This is a genomic window from Vagococcus humatus (assembly GCF_003950325.1).
In the GTDB taxonomy this organism is placed as follows: Bacteria; Bacillota; Bacilli; order Lactobacillales; family Vagococcaceae; genus Vagococcus_C; species Vagococcus_C humatus.
Genome location: NZ_PXZH01000002.1, coordinates 120,956 through 139,814 on the forward strand (window position 1 = coordinate 120,956; position 18,859 = coordinate 139,814).

Here is an 18,859-nt window from a genome sequence, read left to right on the forward strand (position 1 = left end):
AGATGCGAGGAAAAAGTTTGTTAGCTATTGGATATCCAAGTTTAGACTACATGATAAAAGTTTCTGATTCCGTTACATTTGGTCAAACGACTCTTATTGAAAATGATGATAATCAATGTCCAAATTACGGAGGTTGTGGAGTTAATATTGCTTATTTAGTCGCTCAGTTTAGTCATAAAACGGGTGTAGCCATGCGAGTGGGCAATGATTTTCAGAAAACAGGTTACGAGAAGTTTTTAAAAGATGGACAAGTTAATTTAGAGGAAGTCCAACAAATTAAGAGTGTACCAACGTCATCGACTCGTCTGATTATGAATGAAGCAGGAGATCACATTACATTATTTTATCCAGGAGCGATGGAGTCAAAGTTTCATCAAGCTACTAGTTTTGACCATTTGTCTGAATTTGATTATGGGGTAGTAACAGTTTGCGAACCTCAATATGGTCAAGCCTTTGTCAATCAATGCATCAAGGAAAAACATCCACTTATTTTTAGTATGAAAGCAGATTTTACTTCTATGCCAGTCGCTTATATTGACCAAGTTATGCAGCATAGTGAGTTGATTTTTATGAATGAAGTAGAGTATTCCTTATTAAATGATAAATTACCACAACCAGTTAAAGCTTATTTAAATAATCCTATCACACAAGGAATTATTGTTACTCAAGGTGGTCAGGGGAGTTACATTTACACAAAACAAGAAGAAATAATCATTCCTGCAGTGAAACAAGTTGCAGTCGTTGATACTGCTGGAGGTGGAGATGCTTATATCGCTGGTTTCCTACATGGATATTTTAGTGGAAAAGATTTAAGTGTTTGCGGCGAGTATGGCAGTGTGTTATCAGCTTTTATTATTGAAAAAATAGGTTGTTTAAGTAATGTGCCAACCTTAGAACAATTTACGGAAAGACATCAAAAAAATTATAACTAAAAGGGAGAATAAAACGTGAGTAAACCAACACTTTATTTACAATCAAAACCAGAGGATATTGCTAAATATGTTATTTTTTCAGGAGATCCAAGGCGAGTAGAAAAAATTATTACTCAATTAGAGAATGTTACAGAAGTATCTGTTAATAGAGAATATCACACTTATACAGGATTTTATCAAGGAGTTCGAATAACTGTGACGTCAACTGGGATAGGAGGACCATCTGCAGCCATTGCTATGGAAGAAATGTATGAATGTGGCATGGAAGTAGCAGTCCGTTTAGGAACAGTTATGGGATTAAAAGATAATTTAGGCCACTTTATTATTCCTTCTGCTGCTATGAGATGGGAATCTACTAGTAAAGAATATGTAGACGCTTCTTTCCCTGCTGTAGCTAATCATGAATTAGTAGAAATTATGAATGAAAGTGTGGCTCATAATAACCGAGTATCAGAGAACGGGATTGTTTGTAGTACAGATGGCTATTACACACAAATGAAAGAGTCACGGTTATCTAAAAAAATGGGCACAGACGTGTTAGGCACATTTTCTGGTCTACAAAAGTATAATATTGCTGGCATGGACATGGAATCTGGTGTGGTGTTAACGTTAGGCAATTTAATGGATATTAAAGCTTGTACAGTAACCTTAGCAACTGTTTTAGATAATTTAAAAGAAGAAATTCCTCATGAAGAGAGAATTGAAGAAGAACGTATATTGGCTAAAATTGTGCTAGATGGATTAGTAGCATATGACAAAAAGGAGAAGCAGAATGACTAATATTTTACAACAAAAAAATCTGATTATTGGCATGGTACATTTATTGCCTTTGCCTGGTACACCTTTATATAAAGGGAATATGGATGAAGTATATGAATTAGCTTTAAAAGATGCTCTAGCTTTAAAAAATGGCGGAGCAACTGCTTTGATGATTGAGAATGCAGGAGATACTCCTTTTAAAAAAGAAATGGCTATTGAACAAATCACAGCGTTAGCAGCGGTTTCTGCTTATATCAAAGAAAAAGTTCAAATGCCTATCGGAATTGATGCTGCTTTTTGTGATTATAAAGCTGCTTTGAGTGTGGCAACAGCAGTGAGAGCAGACTTTGTACGATTAGCTGTTTATGTAGATACAGTGGTATCGGCTTGTGGGGTTATGGAGCCATGCTCTGCTGAAGCTATTTATTACCGAAAACAATTGCAAGCAGAAAACATTGGGATTTTAGCAGATATCCAAGTGAAATACTCTAATATGTTAATTCCATCGGTTTCAATTGAAGAATCTGCTAAAAATGCAGAAGCATCAATGGCAGATGCCATTATTGTAACAGGCAAACATTCTGGAAATGAAACACCAATAGATATTATTAAGCGAGCGAAAGCAGTAGTTAAATGCCCACTGATTATTGGTAGCGGAGTTTCTGTTGAAAATGTTAAAGAACAATTAGCGATTGCTGATGGTGCAATTGTAGGAACTAGTTTGAAAGAAGAGCAAGATGGTCAGTTAGTCATGAGTGAGGAAAAAGTAAGAGCGTTAATGGAACAACTATAAAATAATAAAGTAAAGATACTGGAGGAATAAATAAATGTTACCAATGAGACCCATGAAATTAGGCGGAGATTTTATTATGTTCGGAGAAAATTCTCTGGAATATTTACAACAATTACCAGCTAAAACTAAACGTGCTTTTATTGTACTAGGTGGTAATTTTATGGAAGAAGCAGGTTATTTAAAAGAAATTACAGATTTATTAGAAGAAGTGGGTTATACCATTGAAACATTTAATGACGTAGAACCAGATCCATCTTTTGATACAGTTCAAAAAGGTGCTAAAGCGATGTTAGCTTTTGAACCTGATTGGATTATTGCAGTAGGTGGCGGTTCAGTGATGGATGCAGCTAAAGCAATGTGGATTTTCTATGAACATCCTGAATTAAAAACATTAGAAGAAATTGTCTCTCCTCTTCCTAAATTAAGAAACAAAGCTAAAATTGCATGTATTCCAACATCAAGTGGAACAGGTAGTGAAGTCAGTCGGTCCATTGTTATTACAGATAAAGAAACACACATTAAGCATGGAATTGGTGATATGGAATTAATGCCAGATATTGCTATTTTAGAACCTAAATTAACGACAACTTTACCTAAAGGCATGACTGCTGCTACTGGTATGGATGCTCTAACTCATGCCCTAGAAGCAAAAGTATCAAACCGAGCAAATGTCTTAGCAGATGTTTTAGCAGAAAAAGCTATTAAAGATGTCTTTGCGTATTTACCAACTGCTTTTCATGAACCAGATAATTTAAAAGCAAGAGAAGGCATGTTGTTAGCTTCTTGTATCGCTGGTATGTCATTTACTAATGTTTCATTAGGAATTGTGCATAGTTTAGCTCACGCTATTGGTGGCAAATTTGGAGTTCCTCATGGTTTAGCTAATGCCATCATTTTACCTTATATTGTTTCTTATAATTCACAAGATGAGACAGCTAAACAACTTTATCAAGAAGTAGCAGATATGTTAGAAGTAGCAGATTTAGTAACAGCTATTCAAGAGTTAAATAAAGAATTAGGTATTCCAACTACTTTACAAGCGTTTATTAAAAAAGATGAAGCATTTGATGCTAGTGTGAAAGAATTAGCTAAATTAGCTAAAGCAGATGGTTGTACTAAAACAAATCCAGTCATTCCTGATGAAGCTGGTTTTGAAGAGTTATTTAATAAAGTTTACTACGGAGGAACTATTTAATTATGGTTAAAGTTATTTGTTATTTATCAAATGGGTATCCTACACCAGAAGAAACGATTAAAACAGCGGATTATTATGTAGAAGGTCAATGCGATATTATTGAAATAGATTTACCTACAGACAATCCTTATCTAGATAATGAGCTAATTGGTGGACGCATGAAAGCTTCTTATCAACATGATCCAAGTTTTTCAGCTCATCTAGAAACAGTTAAAACAATTAGAGAGAAACATCCAACACAAGAGATGTTATTCTTGTCTTATGAAAGTTCTATTAAAACAGTTGGAGTGGAAAAATTTATTAGTTTTTGTCAAGAACACAATATTTTAGATATTATTTTAGTAGGAAATGAAGACAATGTTGTTAAAAATCAGTTAATGGCAGCAGGGATAAAAGTTTCTAGTTTTATTCCTTACCACTTACCTCAAGAAGAAATTGATTTAGCAAAAAATTCTAATGGCTTTATTTATCTGCAAGCAAAATCAACAGGTAAAGAAAAAGAAGGATGTCACACATTAAAAGAATGTATTGACTATTTACGTGGATTAGGTTTATCTCAACCGATTTATTGCGGCATGGGTATTTCAACTAGAGAAGATATTGAATTAGTTGAAAAATCTGGAGGAGATGGTGCTTTTATTGGAAGCGCTGTGTTAAAATTACAAGAAGAGCCAGCTAAATTAGTCTCATTTATTCAGGAGTTAAAAGGAAATTAATGCAAGCAGCAGGTTCTATTTAGAACCTGCTGCTTTTATAAAGGAGAGGAACCTTGATGTTTAGTAGTGAATTACCATTATATTATCAGTTAATGGAAGAAATCAAAAAAATGATCGACGAAGAGTGTGAATGTCATGACTCTATTCCTTCTGAGCATAAATTAATGGATTATTACCGAGTAAGTCGAACTACGGTTAGAAAAGCAATTGAAGAATTAGTTAATCAAGGCTATTTATACAAAGTACATGGAAAAGGAACCTTTGTTTCAGGTAATTCTATTGGCCAAGGGTTAGTTAATTTAACCAGTTGTACGGAAGATGTTAAAAATATGGGATTGAGTCAACATTATGATTTATTAGCTGAAGAGGTCATATTATCTAACAAACGGATTAGTGATCATTTACATATTCGACACAACCAACCTGTTTTTCATTTAGAGAGGGTTAGTTATGGAGATGATACTCCGATAAACTTAACACATAGCTATATTCCTTATGACTTTGTGCCAGATATTGATCAGTATGATTTTGGGGAAAATTCGTTGTATCAAATTTTAAAAGAGCAATATCATATAAAATTAACGGAATCTGTCCGAAGTTTTGAAGCAATTTTATGTAATCAGCCATTATCAGAACAGCTTCATGTGTGTGAAGGAACTCCGTTAATTAAGTTTATTGGACAAGTTAAAGGGATTCTTCCTACTGGAGAAGAAAAACAGATTGAATACTTTGTTACGTATTACCGAACGGATACGGTTAAGTTTTTTGTCAAACAAGTCAATCAATAAAACCAACAAATCTTTCTCATTATCTGAGAAGGTTTGTTGGTTTTTTGTTAGTCCACTTGTTTATCTACAATGGCTTTAGCTATTTTTTTACGCATATCCACATTATTGATACCATACATCACTTCATAACAAGTAATTAGCACATCCATGGCGTAAATCTGAGAAACTTTACCAGATAGTGAGCCTCCGTTTAACAGGTACTCTTCAATGGCTGTTTGAATAACCACATCTCCTAATTGGGCAATAGGGGAAAGTAAATAATTAGAGATGACAATAATCTTTGCGCCATTTTGTTTAGCAACTGTTAAAGAGTCAACCAAATCTTTCGTGCGGCCAGTTAAACTAAAAGCAATTACCACATCTTTTTCATTAAATAAGGAGGCATTCATTGCCTGATAGTGAGGGTCGATAATTGCTTTAGAACGGATACCACTTCTAAGCAATCGAGACTCCATATCTAAAGCAGATAGACCACTAGAACCTACTCCAAAAATAAAAACTTGTTGGCTGTGGTGAATCAGCTGGGCTGCTTGTTCTAAAGAGTCTATCTTAGCCAGTGAATAAGTTTGTTTAATAGAGTCTATTAATTTTTCTTCGACAATTTTTGCAAAAGACACATCTGAATCAGGGATTTGGTAGCCTTTTTCTGCTATCGCAATTTTTAACTCGGAAAAACCTGAAAAGCCTAATTTTTGGCAAAAACGAATGATAGTGGCATCTCCTACAGAGGTAGCTTTTTTTATATCTTGTAAGGTACTACTAATGAGTTTAGTACCAGAAGACACAACAAAATCTGCCACTCGTTTTTCTGATTTAGTAAATTCTTCATAGTTATCTTTAATGAGTTCTAAATAATCTGTCATTTTATTCATCCTTTCCTATTGAAGGAATATGGTTACATTTTACTGATAAGGTTTAGTCTTTGTCAACTTCTCTTTTCTCCAATATTGACAAAATGGAGAAAAGGATATATAGTACTTTTAGGAGAAAAACTCCTTAATCATAAAAATGGAGGGAGAAAATTGGTGAAGAAACAAACTTTTTTAAAACAAATTGAGAATGGGTTAATCGTTTCTTGTCAAGCATTGCCAGGGGAAGCCTTATATACAGAAAAAGGTGGAGTTATGCCACTATTGGCTATTGCGGCTGAAAGAGCGGGAGCTAAAGGAATTCGTGCTAATTCTGTTCGAGATATTAAAGAGATTAAACAAGTCACAGATTTACCTATCATTGGCATTATTAAAAAAGAATATCCACCACAACAACCATTTATTACAGCTACTATGAAAGAAATAGATGAATTAGTTGCTTGTGAAACAGATGTAATCGCTTTAGATTGCACACTTAGAGAACGTTACGACGGCAAAACAATTAATGAACATATTCAAGCTATTAAAGAAAAGTATCCAGAGCAATTATTTATGGCAGATATCTCCACATTTGAAGAAGGTATCAATGCGTTTAAATGTGGGGTTGATTTTGTTGGAACAACCTTATCTGGTTATACAGAAGAAAGTATTAAAAAAGAAGGACCGGATTTTGAATTGATTGAACAGTTAGTGGAAGCAGGGGTTGATGTGATTGCTGAGGGGAAAATTCACACACCTGAACAAGCTAAAAGAATTCAAAAAATGGGAGTTGTAGGTATTGTTGTTGGAGGGGCAATTACACGTCCACAAGAAATAGCTGAACGTTTTATCAAAGAATTAAACAATTAGTAAAAAATAAAGGGGGATACAAAGATGTTTAAGAAGTTTTCTCAACTAGGAAAGGCCTTTATGCTACCGATAGCCATGCTACCGGCAGCTGGTCTATTATTAGGAATCGGTGGAGCCTTATCAAATGCGAGTGCTATTAAGGCATATCCGTGGCTTGATCAAGGTTGGCTCCAAACTATTTTATCTGTTATGAACAACGCTGGTGGTGCTATATTTGGTAATTTAGCTCTTATTTTTGCAATCGGTTTATCTGTTGGTCTAGCTAATGGTGACAAAGGAACAGCAGGTTTAGCAGGTGGTGCCTCATTCTTAGTTTATACAGCAACTATCAGTGGTTTACTTCAAATGTTTTCACCTAAAGTGACGATTGATACGGGAGTAGTTGGTTCATTAGTAATTGGTGGAATGGTAGCGTTCTTACACAATCGCTATCGTAAAATTGAATTACCTCGTTTTTTAGGCTTCTTTGGCGGTTCTCGTTTTATTCCTATTATTAGTTCTCTTGTTTCTATTGTAATCGGTGCCATATTCTTTATCATTTGGCCACCTATTCAAAATGTCATGACACAAGCAGGTGAACAAATTGCTCAAATGGGAAGTTTTGGAACGTTCTTATATGGCTTTTTACTTCGTTTAACTGGCGCAGTTGGTTTGCATCATACGATTTATCCTATGTTCTGGTATACAGCTTTAGGTGGAGTAGAAACGGTAGCAGGTCAAACTATTGAAGGAGCACAGAATATTTTCTTTGCTCAATTAGCAGATCCTAATCATACAGGTTTATTCACTTATGGTACTCGTTTCTTTGCAGGACGTTTTGCAACAATGATGTTTGGATTGCCTGCTGCTTGTTTAGCGATGTATCATGCAATTCCAAAAGAAAATCGCAAGAAAAATGCAGGACTTTATGCAAGTAGTGCTTTAACTTCATTCTTAACAGGTATTACAGAACCCATTGAATATACTTTTTTATTCAGTGCACCTTTACTTTATGTGATTCATGCCTTTTTAGATGGGTTATCTTTTTTAGTAGCTGATTTGCTAAATATTCGGATTGGTAACTCATTTTCAGGTGGTTTAATCGATTTTCTATTATTTGGAGTATTCCAAGGAGAAGCTAGAACTCATTGGTTATACGTTCTTCCAGTTGGTATGATTTGGGCATTAGTCTATTATGGTGTGTTCTCATTCTTTATTCGTAAATTCCAAGTGCCAATTCCAGGCATGGTGACAGAAGCTGATTCAGATGATTCTAACCAAGTGATAGACCAACCTTCCAGTCTAAACGAGGAAGCACATATTATTATTGAAGCGTTAGGCGGAGAAGCTAACATTATTTCTGTAGAAGCTTGTGCTACTCGGTTACGTGTAGCTGTTACTGACAGTTCTATTGTTAACAAACAGCGCATTCAAAACTTAGGGGCAACAGCTGTTTTTGAAATAAAGGGAGGCATTCAAGCTGTATTTGGTGGTAAAGCAGATTTATATAGTCAAGAAATCAATGGTATTTTAGGTCGGGATTAATCAGTCAATCATTAAAAGACACTTAGCTTAAAGCTAGGTGTCTTTTCTATCTCATCTCTTTCTACTTTTATGATACAATCGTAGGGAACAAATGTTTTCTATGGAGGAAAAAAATGTACGAATATCTAAAAGGTAAAATTACTTATATCAGTCCTTACTATATAGTAGTAGAAGTTTTTGGAGTGGGCTATCAAGTGTTTGTTGCTAACCCCTTTAAATACTCAAGTAGTTTAGAACAAGAAAAGACAGTTTATCTGTATCAAGCAGTTAGAGAAGATGCAATTAAATTATATGGTTTTATGAGCTTAGAAGAAAAAGGTTTATTTGAAAAGTTGATTCAAGTATCAGGTATCGGACCTAAAAGTGCTCTAGCTATTATGGCAGGAGAAGATCATTTAGGGTTAGTACAAGCGATTGACTCAGAAGATTTTAAATACTTAACGAAATTTCCAGGAGTAGGGAAAAAGACAGCGCAACAAATGATTTTAGACTTAAAAGGAAAATTAGATGAATTAGCAGTAGATCAATTTTCAGCACCTACTTCAAATGAAGAACAACTAAGTCTTGAATTTCCAGATAACACTAAACAACAAGCTCAAGCTTTAGAAGAAGCTAAAGAAGCATTAAAAGCTTTAGGTTACAGTAGCCGAGATTTAACTAAAATTGAAAAAGATTTGCTAAAAGCAGATGAGGATACTACAGATGGTTATCTTCGTTTAGCTTTAAAATTATTGATGAAGAAATAAAAGGAAGGAGGGACTAACATGGAAGAGAACCGAATGACAGATGGTGATTTTCAAGAAACAGTAGATGCTTTTGAACTTTCTTTAAGACCTCAATTCCTTAGTCAATATATTGGACAAGATAAAGTGAAACGAGAACTAGGTATTTATATTCAAGCAGCTAAAATGCGAGAAGAAGTTTTGGATCATGTGTTATTATTTGGCCCACCAGGCTTAGGAAAGACAACATTAGCCATGGTTATCGCCAATGAAATGCACGTGCAAATTAAAACAACCAGTGGCCCAGCTATTGAAAAACCAGGAGATTTAGTGGCCTTATTAAATGAACTAAATCCAGGAGATGTTTTATTTATTGATGAAATCCATCGTCTTCCACGAGTTGCAGAAGAAATGCTTTATTCAGCGATGGAAGATTTTTATGTGGATATTATGATTGGGCAAGGGGAAACATCTCATCCTGTCCATTTTGAGTTGCCTCCTTTTACCTTAGTAGGAGCGACTACACGAGCTGGTATGCTTTCAGCTCCTTTAAGGGACCGATTTGGTATTGTTTCCCATATGGAATACTATGCCCAAGATGACTTAAAAGAAATTGTTCTAAGATCTGCTCAAATTTTTGATACACAGATTGTGGAGGAGGGAGCATTTGAAATTGCTCGTCGTTCTCGTGGGACTCCGCGAATTGCTAACCGTTTACTTAAACGGATTCGTGATTTTGCTGAAGTAGAAAGTGACGGGGTTGTTGATCGTCAAGTGGCTTCTGAAGCTTTAGCCTTACTTCAAGTTGACGCAGCTGGTTTAGACTATGTGGATCAAAAAATTCTGAAAACAATGATTGAGTTGTACGGAGGAGGTCCAGTAGGGTTAAGTACGTTGTCAGTAAACATTAGTGAAGAAACGGAAACAGTTGAAGATATGTATGAGCCGTATCTTATTCAAAAAGGCTTTATTCAAAGAACGCCTAGAGGACGAGTAGCTACTCCTTTAGCTTATGAGCATTTAGGTTATCCTTGTCCTTTAGACTAAGCTTTTTTCTGTTAGTTTGACGTTGGCTTATAGAGTTAAAAGTGTTAGAATAGCACAGTGATTAAATTGAGAAGGAAGAGTGACATAATGACGTTGACAACGGAAGATTTTGATTTTGATTTACCAGAAGAACTTATAGCTCAAACACCTATTGAGCACCGTGAAGAATCTCGTTTATTAGTACTTGATTCTAAATCTGGTGAAATAGAAGATAGACATTTTTATGATATTATAGATGAATTAAATCCAGGAGATGCTCTTGTAATGAACAATACTCGCGTACTTCCTGCAAGACTTTACGGAGAAAAACCGGAAACTGGCGGACATTTAGAGGTCTTACTTTTAACCAATACAGAAGGGAACACTTGGGAAACGTTAATTAAGCCGGCTAGACGTGCTAAAGTGGGAACTGAAATTACTTTTGGAGATGGTCGCTTAACGGCTGTTGTAAAAGAGGAATTAGAACATGGTGGTCGTATTGTGGAGTTTTCTTATGACGGAGTTTTCTTAGAAATCTTAGAATCTCTAGGAGAGATGCCACTTCCTCCTTATATTAAAGAACGTTTAGATGACCCAGACCGCTATCAAACAGTTTATGCCAAAGAGAATGGCTCAGCAGCAGCTCCTACAGCTGGTCTACATTTTACCCAAGACTTACTGAAACAGATTGAAGCTAAAGGAGTTAAACTTGTTTATTTAACTTTACATGTTGGTTTAGGTACCTTTCGTCCAGTTAGTGTAGATAATATAGAAGAACATACTATGCATAGTGAATTCTATAAATTATCTGAAGAAGCGGCTCAAACATTAAATCAGGTTCGTCAAGCAGGTGGCCGAATTATTGCTGTTGGAACTACTTCTATTCGAACTCTTGAAACTATTGGCTCAAAATTTGATGGAGATATTCAAGCAGATAGTGGTTGGACAGATATTTTTATCAAACCAGGGTATACATTTAAAGTGGTAGATGCTTTTTCGACTAATTTTCATTTACCAAAATCTACTTTGGTAATGCTTGTTAGTGCTTTTGCAAGCCGTGAGTTAGTATTAGAAGCTTATCAGCATGCCATTGAAGAAAAGTATCGTTTCTTTAGTTTTGGCGATGCTATGTTTATTAAATAAAAGGAAAAGGTAGGTAGACGTAATGACAGAACCAGCCATTCGTTATCGATTGATAAAAAAAGAAAAACATACAGGAGCTCGCTTAGGTGAAATAATAACTCCACACGGAACATTTCCTACGCCAATGTTTATGCCTGTTGGAACTTTAGCGACAGTTAAAACTATGGCACCAGAAGAGCTAAAAGAAATGGGAGCAGGTATTATTTTAAGTAATACCTATCACTTATGGTTAAGACCTGGAGAAGATATTGTGGAGCAAGCAGGTGGGCTTCATCAATTTATGAACTGGGATCAAGGAATTTTAACTGACTCTGGTGGTTTCCAAGTTTGGTCTTTAGCAGATATGCGTAACATTGAGGAGGAAGGGGTCCATTTTAAAAACCATTTAAACGGCTCACCGATGTTCTTATCTCCTGAAAAAGCTATTCAAATTCAAAATAAATTAGGCTCTGACATTATGATGAGTTTTGATGAGTGTCCTCCTTTTTATGAAAGTCATGATTATGTTAAACGTTCTATTGAGCGGACAACTCGTTGGGCAGAACGTGGACTAAAAGCTCATGCCCATCCAGATCGCCAAGGGTTATTTGGTATTGTTCAGGGAGCTGGATTTAAAGATTTAAGAAAACAAAGTGCTGAAGAATTGATGAGCTTAGATTTTCCTGGATATTCTATTGGTGGTTTATCAGTTGGCGAAACAAAAGGAGAAATGAATGACATTCTTCATTTCTTAAATCCTATTTTACCTGAGAATAAACCAAGATATTTAATGGGAGTCGGAACTGCAGATTCTCTAATAGACGGGGTTATTAACGGAGTAGATATGTTTGACTGTGTATTACCAACACGGATTGCTAGAAATGGTACTTGTATGACTAGTCAAGGACGATTAGTAGTGAAAAATGCTAAGTATGCTGAAGACTTTAGACCATTAGATGAAAAATGTGATTGTTATACATGCCGAAATTATACGCGAGCTTACATTAGACATTTAATTAAATGTAACGAAACATTTGGTTTCCGGTTGACTTCTTATCATAATCTTTATTTCTTATTAAATGTAATGAAACAAGTTCGTCAAGCAATTATGGACGATAATTTATTAGAATTTAGAGAAGCTTTCTTTGAAGAGTATGGTTTCAATAAAGAAAATGCTAAGAATTTCTAGTCTTTTAAGAAAACACTAGTCGAATAGATAAAATTTTGGTAGAGTAAAGAGGAAAGAATAAAAAGAGGTGACGAAATGGGCGGAGCAGGAGCAATGTTTTTGCCATTAATTATTTTAGCGGCTATGATGATATTCATGACGCGTTCACAAAAGAAACAACAAAAGCAACGTCAAGAACAACTTGACAGTATGCAGGTTGGTTCAAAAGTGGTAACAATTGGTGGTTTACATGGTATTATTTCAGAAATCAATCGGGATAAAAGCACAGTTTTATTAGACTGTGAAGGAATTTATTTGGAGTTTAATCGTTCATCTATTGCAACGGTTTTACCAAGTGAGCCTGTTGTAGCAGCTACTACAGTTGACGCTAGTCAAAAAGAAACAGAAGAAGTTTCTGAAGTTGCAGAAACAGATGACAAAGACGAATAAAGACCTATCTAAAGAAAGCCATTGAGCTTTCTTTTTTTGTTTCAAAAATTAAATAAATGGATGTTATTCCTGACTGTTTGCTGAAAATGGGGAATCTTCATTTGTTAATAATTACACATGTTATATATCATTAGCGTTTTCTTATTGAAGTAAACGTTTACAATTAATTGTGAAATTGAAATCTGTTTTGTTGTTATAGCATGGTTGTTAATATTAAAAAATTCACTAAAAATTAAAAGTGAAATTAATCACAAGAAACTATTTACAAATTTTAAAAAATGAGGTATTATAACTGTGAAATGATTAACAAACGAAAACAACCAGGAGGTTTTCTGAAAATGGAAAATAAAAAAATAGTGAAAACTGCTGTTAAAGAAGATAAAGTGGCTACTGCTAAGAAAATGATCGATGCTTTAGTTGTTAAAGGTAAAGAAGCATTAAAAGAAATGGAACACTTCAATCAAGAACGTGTGGATCATATTGTGCATCAAATGGCTATGGCTGGCTTAGACGAACATATGTCTTTAGCTAAGTTAGCAGTTGAAGAAACTGGTCGTGGTATTTATGAAGATAAATGTATTAAAAATATTTATGCATCTGAATATATTTGGCATAGTATCAAACATGATAAAACAGTTGGAGTTATCAACGAAGATAAACAAAAACAATTAATTGAAGTAGCAGATCCTGTAGGCGTTGTTTGTGGAATTGTTCCAACAACTAACCCAACTTCAACAACTATCTTTAAATCAATGATTGCTCTAAAAACTCGTAACCCAATTATTTTCTCATTCCACCCAAGTGCACAAAAGTCTTCAATTGAAGCAGCTAAAGTTGTTCGCGATGCAGCTGTTGCAGCTGGAGCTCCTGAACACTGTATTCAATGGATTGAAAAACCATCTATGGAAGCAACAAGTGCTTTAATGAACCATTCAGATATTGCTATTATTTTAGCAACAGGTGGAGCAGCGATGGTTAAAGCAGCTTACTCAACTGGAAAACCTGCTTTAGGTGTAGGACCTGGTAACACTCCAGCTTATATTGAAAAAACTGCTAAAATTAAACGAGCAGTTAACGATATTATCGTATCTAAATCATTTGACAATGGAATGATTTGTGCGTCTGAACAAGGAATTATTGTTGATAAAGAAATCTACGATACAGTTAAAAAAGAATTACAAGCTCACCAAGTTTACTTTGTTAAACCAAGTGAATTACAACAATTAGAAGATACTATGATGAATGATACCAAAACAGCTGTCAATCCTAAAATTGTTGGTATGCCAGCTCCAACTATTGCTAAATGGGCAGGAATCAATGTACCAGAAGGCACTAAAATTTTAGTAGCTGAATTAGAAGGTACTGGTAGCAAATACCCATTATCTTTAGAAAAATTATCACCAGTTTTAGCTATGGTTAAAGCTAAAAACTCAGAACATGCGTTTGAATTATGTGAAAACATGTTGGAATTTGGATTAGGTCATACTGCTGTTGTTCATTCAGAAAATGAAGACTTACAATTAGCTTTCTCACTTAAAATGAAAGCTTGTCGTATTTTAGTTAATACTCCAGCTTCTGAAGGTGGTATTGGTAATATTTATAATGAAATGATTCCATCTCTAACATTAGGATGTGGATCATATGGTAAAAACTCTGTATCACGTAACGTATCAGCAATAAACTTAATTAACGTGAAAACAGTAGCGAAAAGAAGGAATAATATGCAATGGTTTAAATTACCACCAAAAATTTATTTTGAAAAAAACTCAATTCAATATTTACAAAAAATGGAAGATGTTGAGCGTGTATTCTTAGTATGTGACCGAGGTATGGTTGAATTAGGCTATGCTGATTTAGTAATGGACGAACTTAAAAAACGTAAAAACTTAGTGAAAGTGGAAATTTTCTCTGATGTTGAAGCAAATCCATCAACTAATACAGTTTATGCAGGAACTAACAAGATGATTGACTTTAAACCAGATACGATTATTGCTATTGGTGGTGGTTCTGCAATGGATGCTGCAAAAGGCATGTGGTTATTCTATGAACATCCAGAAACTGAATTCTTTGGCGCAAAACAAAAATTCTTAGATATTCGTAAGAGAGCTTATAAAATTCCAGAAGCAGAAAAAGCTAAATTAGTGTGTGTACCAACTACTTCAGGAACTGGTTCTGAAATGACACCATTTGCAGTTATTACAGACAGTGAAACTCATGTTAAATATCCATTAGCAGACTATGCTTTAACACCTGACATTGCTATTGTAGACCCACAGTTTGTTTTATCTGTTCCAGGATCAGTAACAGCAGATACAGGAATGGACGTGTTAACTCACGCTATTGAAGCTTATGTATCTGTAATGGCATCTGACTACACAAGAGGTTTAAGTTTACAAGCTATTAAGTTAGTCTTTGAATTCTTAGAAGACTCTGTTAAAAATCCTAATGAAGAAAATCGTGAAAGAATGCATAACGCTTCTGCTTTAGCAGGTATGGCTTTTGCTAATGCATTCTTAGGAGTTTGTCACTCAATTGCCCATAAATGTGGAGGAGCTTTCGGTATTTCTCACGGACGTACCAATGCAATTCTTTTACCACACGTTATTCGTTACAATGCAAAAGATCCATCTAAACATGCTATGTTCCCTAAATATGACTACTTCCGTGCTGATCAAGACTATGCAGACATTGCTCGTTTCTTAGGTCTACCTGGTAACACAACAGCAGAATTAGTTGAATCATTAGCAACAGCTTGTGATAAATTAGGTAAAGATGTTGGAATTGCAATGAGCTTTAAAGAACAAGGTTTGACTAAAGAACGTTTAGATTCAACTGTAGATGAATTAGCAGAATTAGCTTACGAAGACCAATGTACAACTGCTAACCCTAAAGAACCATTAATTAGTGAGCTAAAAGAGTTAATTATTCAAGCTTATGAAGGTAAATAAAGATTATTAAGTAATTCAAGAGATGCGATTTTTATCGCATCTCTTTTTTGTTACAAAAAATGGGTAGATAAATAGCTTCTAATTAATTGAAAACTTAAAATGTTTAAACATTGTTCAAAGTCCTGAATCATTTATAGAAAACCCCTATGATTAATGGTAAAATGTAGGGTATTGTGTGATGAATATGGAAAGTGTGTCGTGAGGTGGAAAGGTGAAAAAATTTAATTCAAGTAAACGTATTATTATTGGAATTATTTTAGTAATTATCATTGTTTTTTTGGTCAGCTTTAGTTCGATGCAAAGAAATCAACAGAAAAAAACTGGCAAAATTAGCGGGATAGCTAATGATGTGGTTGCAGTGGTTGACCGAGGGATTAGTTTTCCCTTAAGAGCCATTGAAAATAGTGTGCGATCTGTAGGTAATTTATTTAGCACTTATGAAGAAAATGACCGTTTGAAGAAACGATTGGATAATTTTGCAGCATTAGAAAGCCAAAATCAGATGTATAAGCATGAAAATCAAAAGTTAAAAGAACAATTAACTATTAATGAGGCTTTATATAATTATGAAAAAATTAACGCTAGTGTTATTAGTCGGTCTCCAGATACGTGGCAAGATATTTTGATTATTGATCGAGGAAAACAAGATGGTATTGAAGCTAATATGTCAGTATTAGGTAGTCAAGGGTTAATTGGCCGAGTGATTGTGGCTAATGACCATTCTTCCAAAGTGGAGTTACTTACAACAACGAATCAAAATAGTGATCATTTTCCAGTCATGGTAACACCTGAGACTGGGGAAGCAGCTTACGGATTAATGGGAGCATATGACGAAGAGGAAGAAGCCTTTGTGGTGACCCAACTAACTACTATGGACAACTTAAAACCTGGAGATTCTGTCACAACATCTGGTTTAGGTGGGGGATCACCAAAAGGTTTATTAGTGGGGACTGTTAAAAAAATAAAACACACTAGTTTTGGTTTAGATAAAGAAATTTATATAACACCTGTGTCATCTATGTATGATATTTCTGTGGTAACAGTGGTTAAACGTTTAGCAGAAGGTGATGTCACTTATGAATAATCAAATACACTGGAAATATGTTTATCCTATTGGCTTGTTACTAGTTATGCTAGCCGATGGTCAAATCAGCAACGGCTTACGTACTCTTAGCCACAATTCCTTATTTTTAAGTAGTCACTTGTTTTTATTAGGGTTAATTATGGGGAGTTTATATTTTTCTAAAACTTATATGGTGACTTTATCTATCGTTTTAGGTTGGATATTTGATAACTATTATTATAGTATTCTAGGCATTAACATGGTGTCACTTCCTCTAACGGTTTTACTGATTTATTTAGTTTTTGAATATGTGGAACCCTCTATTTTATCTTTAATTTTAAGTCTAGTCATTTTTATTACCATTATGGATAGTAGTTTATTTTTAGTTCAAATTGTTTTTAAATTAATCTATTCAGATGCTTTAGTCTTTATTACGAAACAATTGGGACCAACGTTATTAATGAATTTAGCAGTTGTTATTCTCTTTTCTTATCCATTACGTCATTTGATAAAGGATAGATAGATTCTAATAAGTAATAATCGAAGACTTATTGAAATGTTTTTGTAACATATCTATTATCATATTGACATCTCCCTATGATACAATTTATTTGTTGACTTAGATAGATACTAATTTTACTGATACATATTATAATTATTCGGGGGAATGACACTGTGAAGAAAAAGATTTTATCTGCTTTAATGATTAGTACAATCACATTAAGTACTGTGGCTCCAATTATGGTTAGTGCAGACAATATTGATAATAAAATTGAACAATCTGATAAAAAGATTAATGATTTAAGTAATAAAGCTGCATCCGCTGAAGCAGAATTAGCATCTGTTAGAGCGAACATTGATTCTATTCGTTCAGAAGCAACTAAATTACAAACGCAACAAGTAAAATTAAATAAAGATGTTACTCAATTAAATAAAGACATTGAGGTATTAACTCAACGTATTTCAAAAAGAGATGCGACGATTAAAGAACAAGCTCGTTCTGCACAAGTTGAAGGAACTACAACTGGTTATGTTGAAGCTGTTTTAAGCTCAGAATCTGTTTCTGATGCCATTACTCGTGTAGCAGCTGCTTCAAAATTAGTAAGTGCTAGTAATGATTTAATGAAACAACAAGAAGCAGATAAAACTGAAGTGGAAATTAAAAAAGACTCAACTGAAGAAAAATTAGAAAAAATCAATCAAAATGCTGCTGAATTGGAAAGTAAAAAAGGTGAATTAGAAGATCAAGAATTACACCAAGTCGTTTTAGTTAATGGCATTGCAGCTGAGAAAGAAACTGAACAAGGTAAAAAATCAACTTATTTAAAACAAAAAGAAGATGCTGAGAAAAAACGTGCTGAGCAAGCTCGTCAAAAAGCTGAATCTGAGCGCTTAGCTGCTGAACAACAAACTCAAAAAGGGTCTAAAGATGATGCTGGACAACAACCAACAGCACCAAGTAACCCAGCACCAAGCAATCCAGCACCAAGTAACCCAGCACCAAGCGTACCAGAACAAACTGTTCCAGAACAAAATGTACCGGAACAAACTGTTCCAACTCCACCAGCTAATGCTTCTGGAGCAGCAATCGTTGCTGAAGCACAAAGACATATTGGTAAACCATATGTTTGGGGAGCTAAAGGTCCTGATACATTTGATTGCTCTGGTTTAACTCGTTATGTTTATTTACAAGTAACTGGTCGTGATATTGGTGGATACACTGTTCCTCAAGAAAGTTCAGGCGTGAGAGTACCATTATCTCAAGCTCAACCTGGAGATTTATTATTCTGGGGTTCAGCAGGTGGAACACATCACGTAGCTATTTCAACTGGTGGTAGTGGCTATATTCATGCTCCTGCACCTGGACAAACTGTTACATATGGCAGTTTCCAATGGTTTGCACCAGATTTTGCTGTAAGAGTTTTATAAAATAAT

18 protein-coding genes are annotated in these 18,859 nt (G+C 34.7%); 17 read left to right on the top strand and 1 reads right to left on the bottom strand.

All coding sequences use genetic code 11. The features are described 5' to 3' along the window. Nucleotides 1-2: 2 nt before the first annotated feature. The 6 genes from C7P63_RS05625 to C7P63_RS05650 are packed head-to-tail and all read left to right on the top strand — an operon-like array spanning nt 3 to nt 5,183. Nucleotides 3-932, top strand: coding sequence for a carbohydrate kinase family protein (locus tag C7P63_RS05625; RefSeq protein ID WP_125943187.1), 930 nt, complete (start codon nt 3-5; stop codon nt 930-932). A gap of 15 nt (nt 933-947) precedes the next feature. After that, nucleotides 948-1,712, top strand: coding sequence for a nucleoside phosphorylase (locus tag C7P63_RS05630; RefSeq protein ID WP_125943188.1), 765 nt, complete (start codon nt 948-950; stop codon nt 1,710-1,712). Then, nucleotides 1,705-2,484 carry a BtpA/SgcQ family protein gene (locus C7P63_RS05635; protein WP_125943189.1) on the top strand — a complete coding sequence of 260 codons (780 nt, stop codon included), beginning with the start codon at nt 1,705-1,707 and terminating at the stop codon, nt 2,482-2,484. Before C7P63_RS05630 ends, C7P63_RS05635 begins: the two co-directional genes overlap by 8 nt. Before the next feature lie 34 nt (nt 2,485-2,518). Continuing rightward, a complete protein-coding gene (locus C7P63_RS05640) occupies nt 2,519-3,679 on the top strand; it encodes an iron-containing alcohol dehydrogenase (protein ID WP_125943190.1) in 1,161 nt (386 codons plus the stop codon). Between the two features lie 2 nt (nt 3,680-3,681). After that, a complete protein-coding gene (locus C7P63_RS05645) occupies nt 3,682-4,395 on the top strand; it encodes a tryptophan synthase subunit alpha (RefSeq protein ID WP_125943191.1) in 714 nt (237 codons plus the stop codon). A gap of 56 nt (nt 4,396-4,451) precedes the next feature. Continuing rightward, nucleotides 4,452-5,183, top strand: coding sequence for a GntR family transcriptional regulator (locus C7P63_RS05650; protein WP_125943192.1), 732 nt, complete (start codon nt 4,452-4,454; stop codon nt 5,181-5,183). 47 nt (nt 5,184-5,230) lie between these two features. Here C7P63_RS05650 and C7P63_RS05655 read toward each other — a convergent pair whose 3' ends face one another. Next, a complete protein-coding gene (locus C7P63_RS05655) occupies nt 5,231-6,046 on the bottom strand; it encodes a MurR/RpiR family transcriptional regulator (RefSeq protein ID WP_125943193.1) in 816 nt (271 codons plus the stop codon). A gap of 162 nt (nt 6,047-6,208) precedes the next feature. On the opposite strand from C7P63_RS05655, the gene C7P63_RS05660 reads away from it, so the two are divergent. The 11 genes from C7P63_RS05660 to C7P63_RS05710 all read left to right on the top strand — a co-directional run bounded on the left by C7P63_RS05660 (nt 6,209) and on the right by C7P63_RS05710 (nt 18,853). After that, nucleotides 6,209-6,901, top strand: coding sequence for an N-acetylmannosamine-6-phosphate 2-epimerase (locus C7P63_RS05660; protein WP_125943194.1), 693 nt, complete (start codon nt 6,209-6,211; stop codon nt 6,899-6,901). Between the two features lie 24 nt (nt 6,902-6,925). Further along, nucleotides 6,926-8,425: a PTS transporter subunit EIIC gene (locus C7P63_RS05665; RefSeq protein WP_125943195.1), complete on the top strand. Its 1,500-nt coding sequence runs from the start codon at nt 6,926-6,928 to the stop codon at nt 8,423-8,425. A 113-nt stretch (nt 8,426-8,538) separates the two neighbouring features. Beyond that, nucleotides 8,539-9,171 carry a Holliday junction branch migration protein RuvA gene (ruvA, locus tag C7P63_RS05670; protein ID WP_125943196.1) on the top strand — a complete coding sequence of 211 codons (633 nt, stop codon included), beginning with the start codon at nt 8,539-8,541 and terminating at the stop codon, nt 9,169-9,171. An 18-nt stretch (nt 9,172-9,189) separates the two neighbouring features. Beyond that, nucleotides 9,190-10,194: a Holliday junction branch migration DNA helicase RuvB gene (gene ruvB / locus C7P63_RS05675; protein ID WP_125943197.1), complete on the top strand. Its 1,005-nt coding sequence runs from the start codon at nt 9,190-9,192 to the stop codon at nt 10,192-10,194. Between the two features lie 87 nt (nt 10,195-10,281). After that, nucleotides 10,282-11,316: a tRNA preQ1(34) S-adenosylmethionine ribosyltransferase-isomerase QueA gene (gene queA / locus C7P63_RS05680; protein WP_125943198.1), complete on the top strand. Its 1,035-nt coding sequence runs from the start codon at nt 10,282-10,284 to the stop codon at nt 11,314-11,316. A gap of 22 nt (nt 11,317-11,338) precedes the next feature. Further along, on the top strand, nt 11,339-12,484 hold the full coding sequence (tgt, locus tag C7P63_RS05685; RefSeq protein WP_125943199.1) for a tRNA guanosine(34) transglycosylase Tgt: 1,146 nt from the start codon (nt 11,339-11,341) through the stop codon (nt 12,482-12,484). A gap of 75 nt (nt 12,485-12,559) precedes the next feature. Then, on the top strand, nt 12,560-12,913 hold the full coding sequence (yajC, locus tag C7P63_RS05690) for a preprotein translocase subunit YajC (protein WP_125943200.1): 354 nt from the start codon (nt 12,560-12,562) through the stop codon (nt 12,911-12,913). A 338-nt stretch (nt 12,914-13,251) separates the two neighbouring features. Continuing rightward, nucleotides 13,252-15,861, top strand: coding sequence for a bifunctional acetaldehyde-CoA/alcohol dehydrogenase (gene adhE / locus C7P63_RS05695; RefSeq protein ID WP_125943201.1), 2,610 nt, complete (start codon nt 13,252-13,254; stop codon nt 15,859-15,861). Between the two features lie 211 nt (nt 15,862-16,072). Beyond that, nucleotides 16,073-16,945: a rod shape-determining protein MreC gene (mreC, locus tag C7P63_RS05700; RefSeq protein WP_125943202.1), complete on the top strand. Its 873-nt coding sequence runs from the start codon at nt 16,073-16,075 to the stop codon at nt 16,943-16,945. After that, nucleotides 16,938-17,447, top strand: coding sequence for a rod shape-determining protein MreD (mreD, locus tag C7P63_RS05705; protein WP_165863785.1), 510 nt, complete (start codon nt 16,938-16,940; stop codon nt 17,445-17,447). The genes mreC and mreD overlap by 8 nt, the downstream gene beginning before the upstream one ends. Before the next feature lie 152 nt (nt 17,448-17,599). Further along, the gene (locus C7P63_RS05710) at nt 17,600-18,853 is read left to right on the top strand and encodes a C40 family peptidase (protein WP_125943204.1); all 1,254 of its coding nucleotides are present in this window, start codon (nt 17,600-17,602) and stop codon (nt 18,851-18,853) included. Nucleotides 18,854-18,859 lie beyond the last annotated feature (6 nt).

Bases quoted from the DNA above. Each gene is read 5' to 3' on its own strand.
- C7P63_RS05650 (WP_125943192.1), top strand. From the start codon at position 4,452: ATGTTTAGTAGTGAATTACCATTATATTATCAGTTAATGGAAGAAATC.
- queA (WP_125943198.1), top strand. From the start codon at position 10,282: ATGACGTTGACAACGGAAGATTTTGATTTTGATTTACCAGAAGAACTT.
- C7P63_RS05640 (WP_125943190.1), top strand. From the start codon at position 2,519: ATGTTACCAATGAGACCCATGAAATTAGGCGGAGATTTTATTATGTTC.
- C7P63_RS05665 (WP_125943195.1), top strand. From the start codon at position 6,926: ATGTTTAAGAAGTTTTCTCAACTAGGAAAGGCCTTTATGCTACCGATA.
- adhE (WP_125943201.1), top strand. From the start codon at position 13,252: ATGGAAAATAAAAAAATAGTGAAAACTGCTGTTAAAGAAGATAAAGTG.
- mreD (WP_165863785.1), top strand. From the start codon at position 16,938: ATGAATAATCAAATACACTGGAAATATGTTTATCCTATTGGCTTGTTA.
- ruvA (WP_125943196.1), top strand. From the start codon at position 8,539: ATGTACGAATATCTAAAAGGTAAAATTACTTATATCAGTCCTTACTAT.
- ruvB (WP_125943197.1), top strand. From the start codon at position 9,190: ATGGAAGAGAACCGAATGACAGATGGTGATTTTCAAGAAACAGTAGAT.
- yajC (WP_125943200.1), top strand. From the start codon at position 12,560: ATGGGCGGAGCAGGAGCAATGTTTTTGCCATTAATTATTTTAGCGGCT.
- C7P63_RS05625 (WP_125943187.1), top strand. From the start codon at position 3: ATGCGAGGAAAAAGTTTGTTAGCTATTGGATATCCAAGTTTAGACTAC.
- C7P63_RS05635 (WP_125943189.1), top strand. From the start codon at position 1,705: ATGACTAATATTTTACAACAAAAAAATCTGATTATTGGCATGGTACAT.
- C7P63_RS05655 (WP_125943193.1), bottom strand. From the start codon at position 6,046: ATGACAGATTATTTAGAACTCATTAAAGATAACTATGAAGAATTTACT.
- tgt (WP_125943199.1), top strand. From the start codon at position 11,339: ATGACAGAACCAGCCATTCGTTATCGATTGATAAAAAAAGAAAAACAT.
- C7P63_RS05645 (WP_125943191.1), top strand. From the start codon at position 3,682: ATGGTTAAAGTTATTTGTTATTTATCAAATGGGTATCCTACACCAGAA.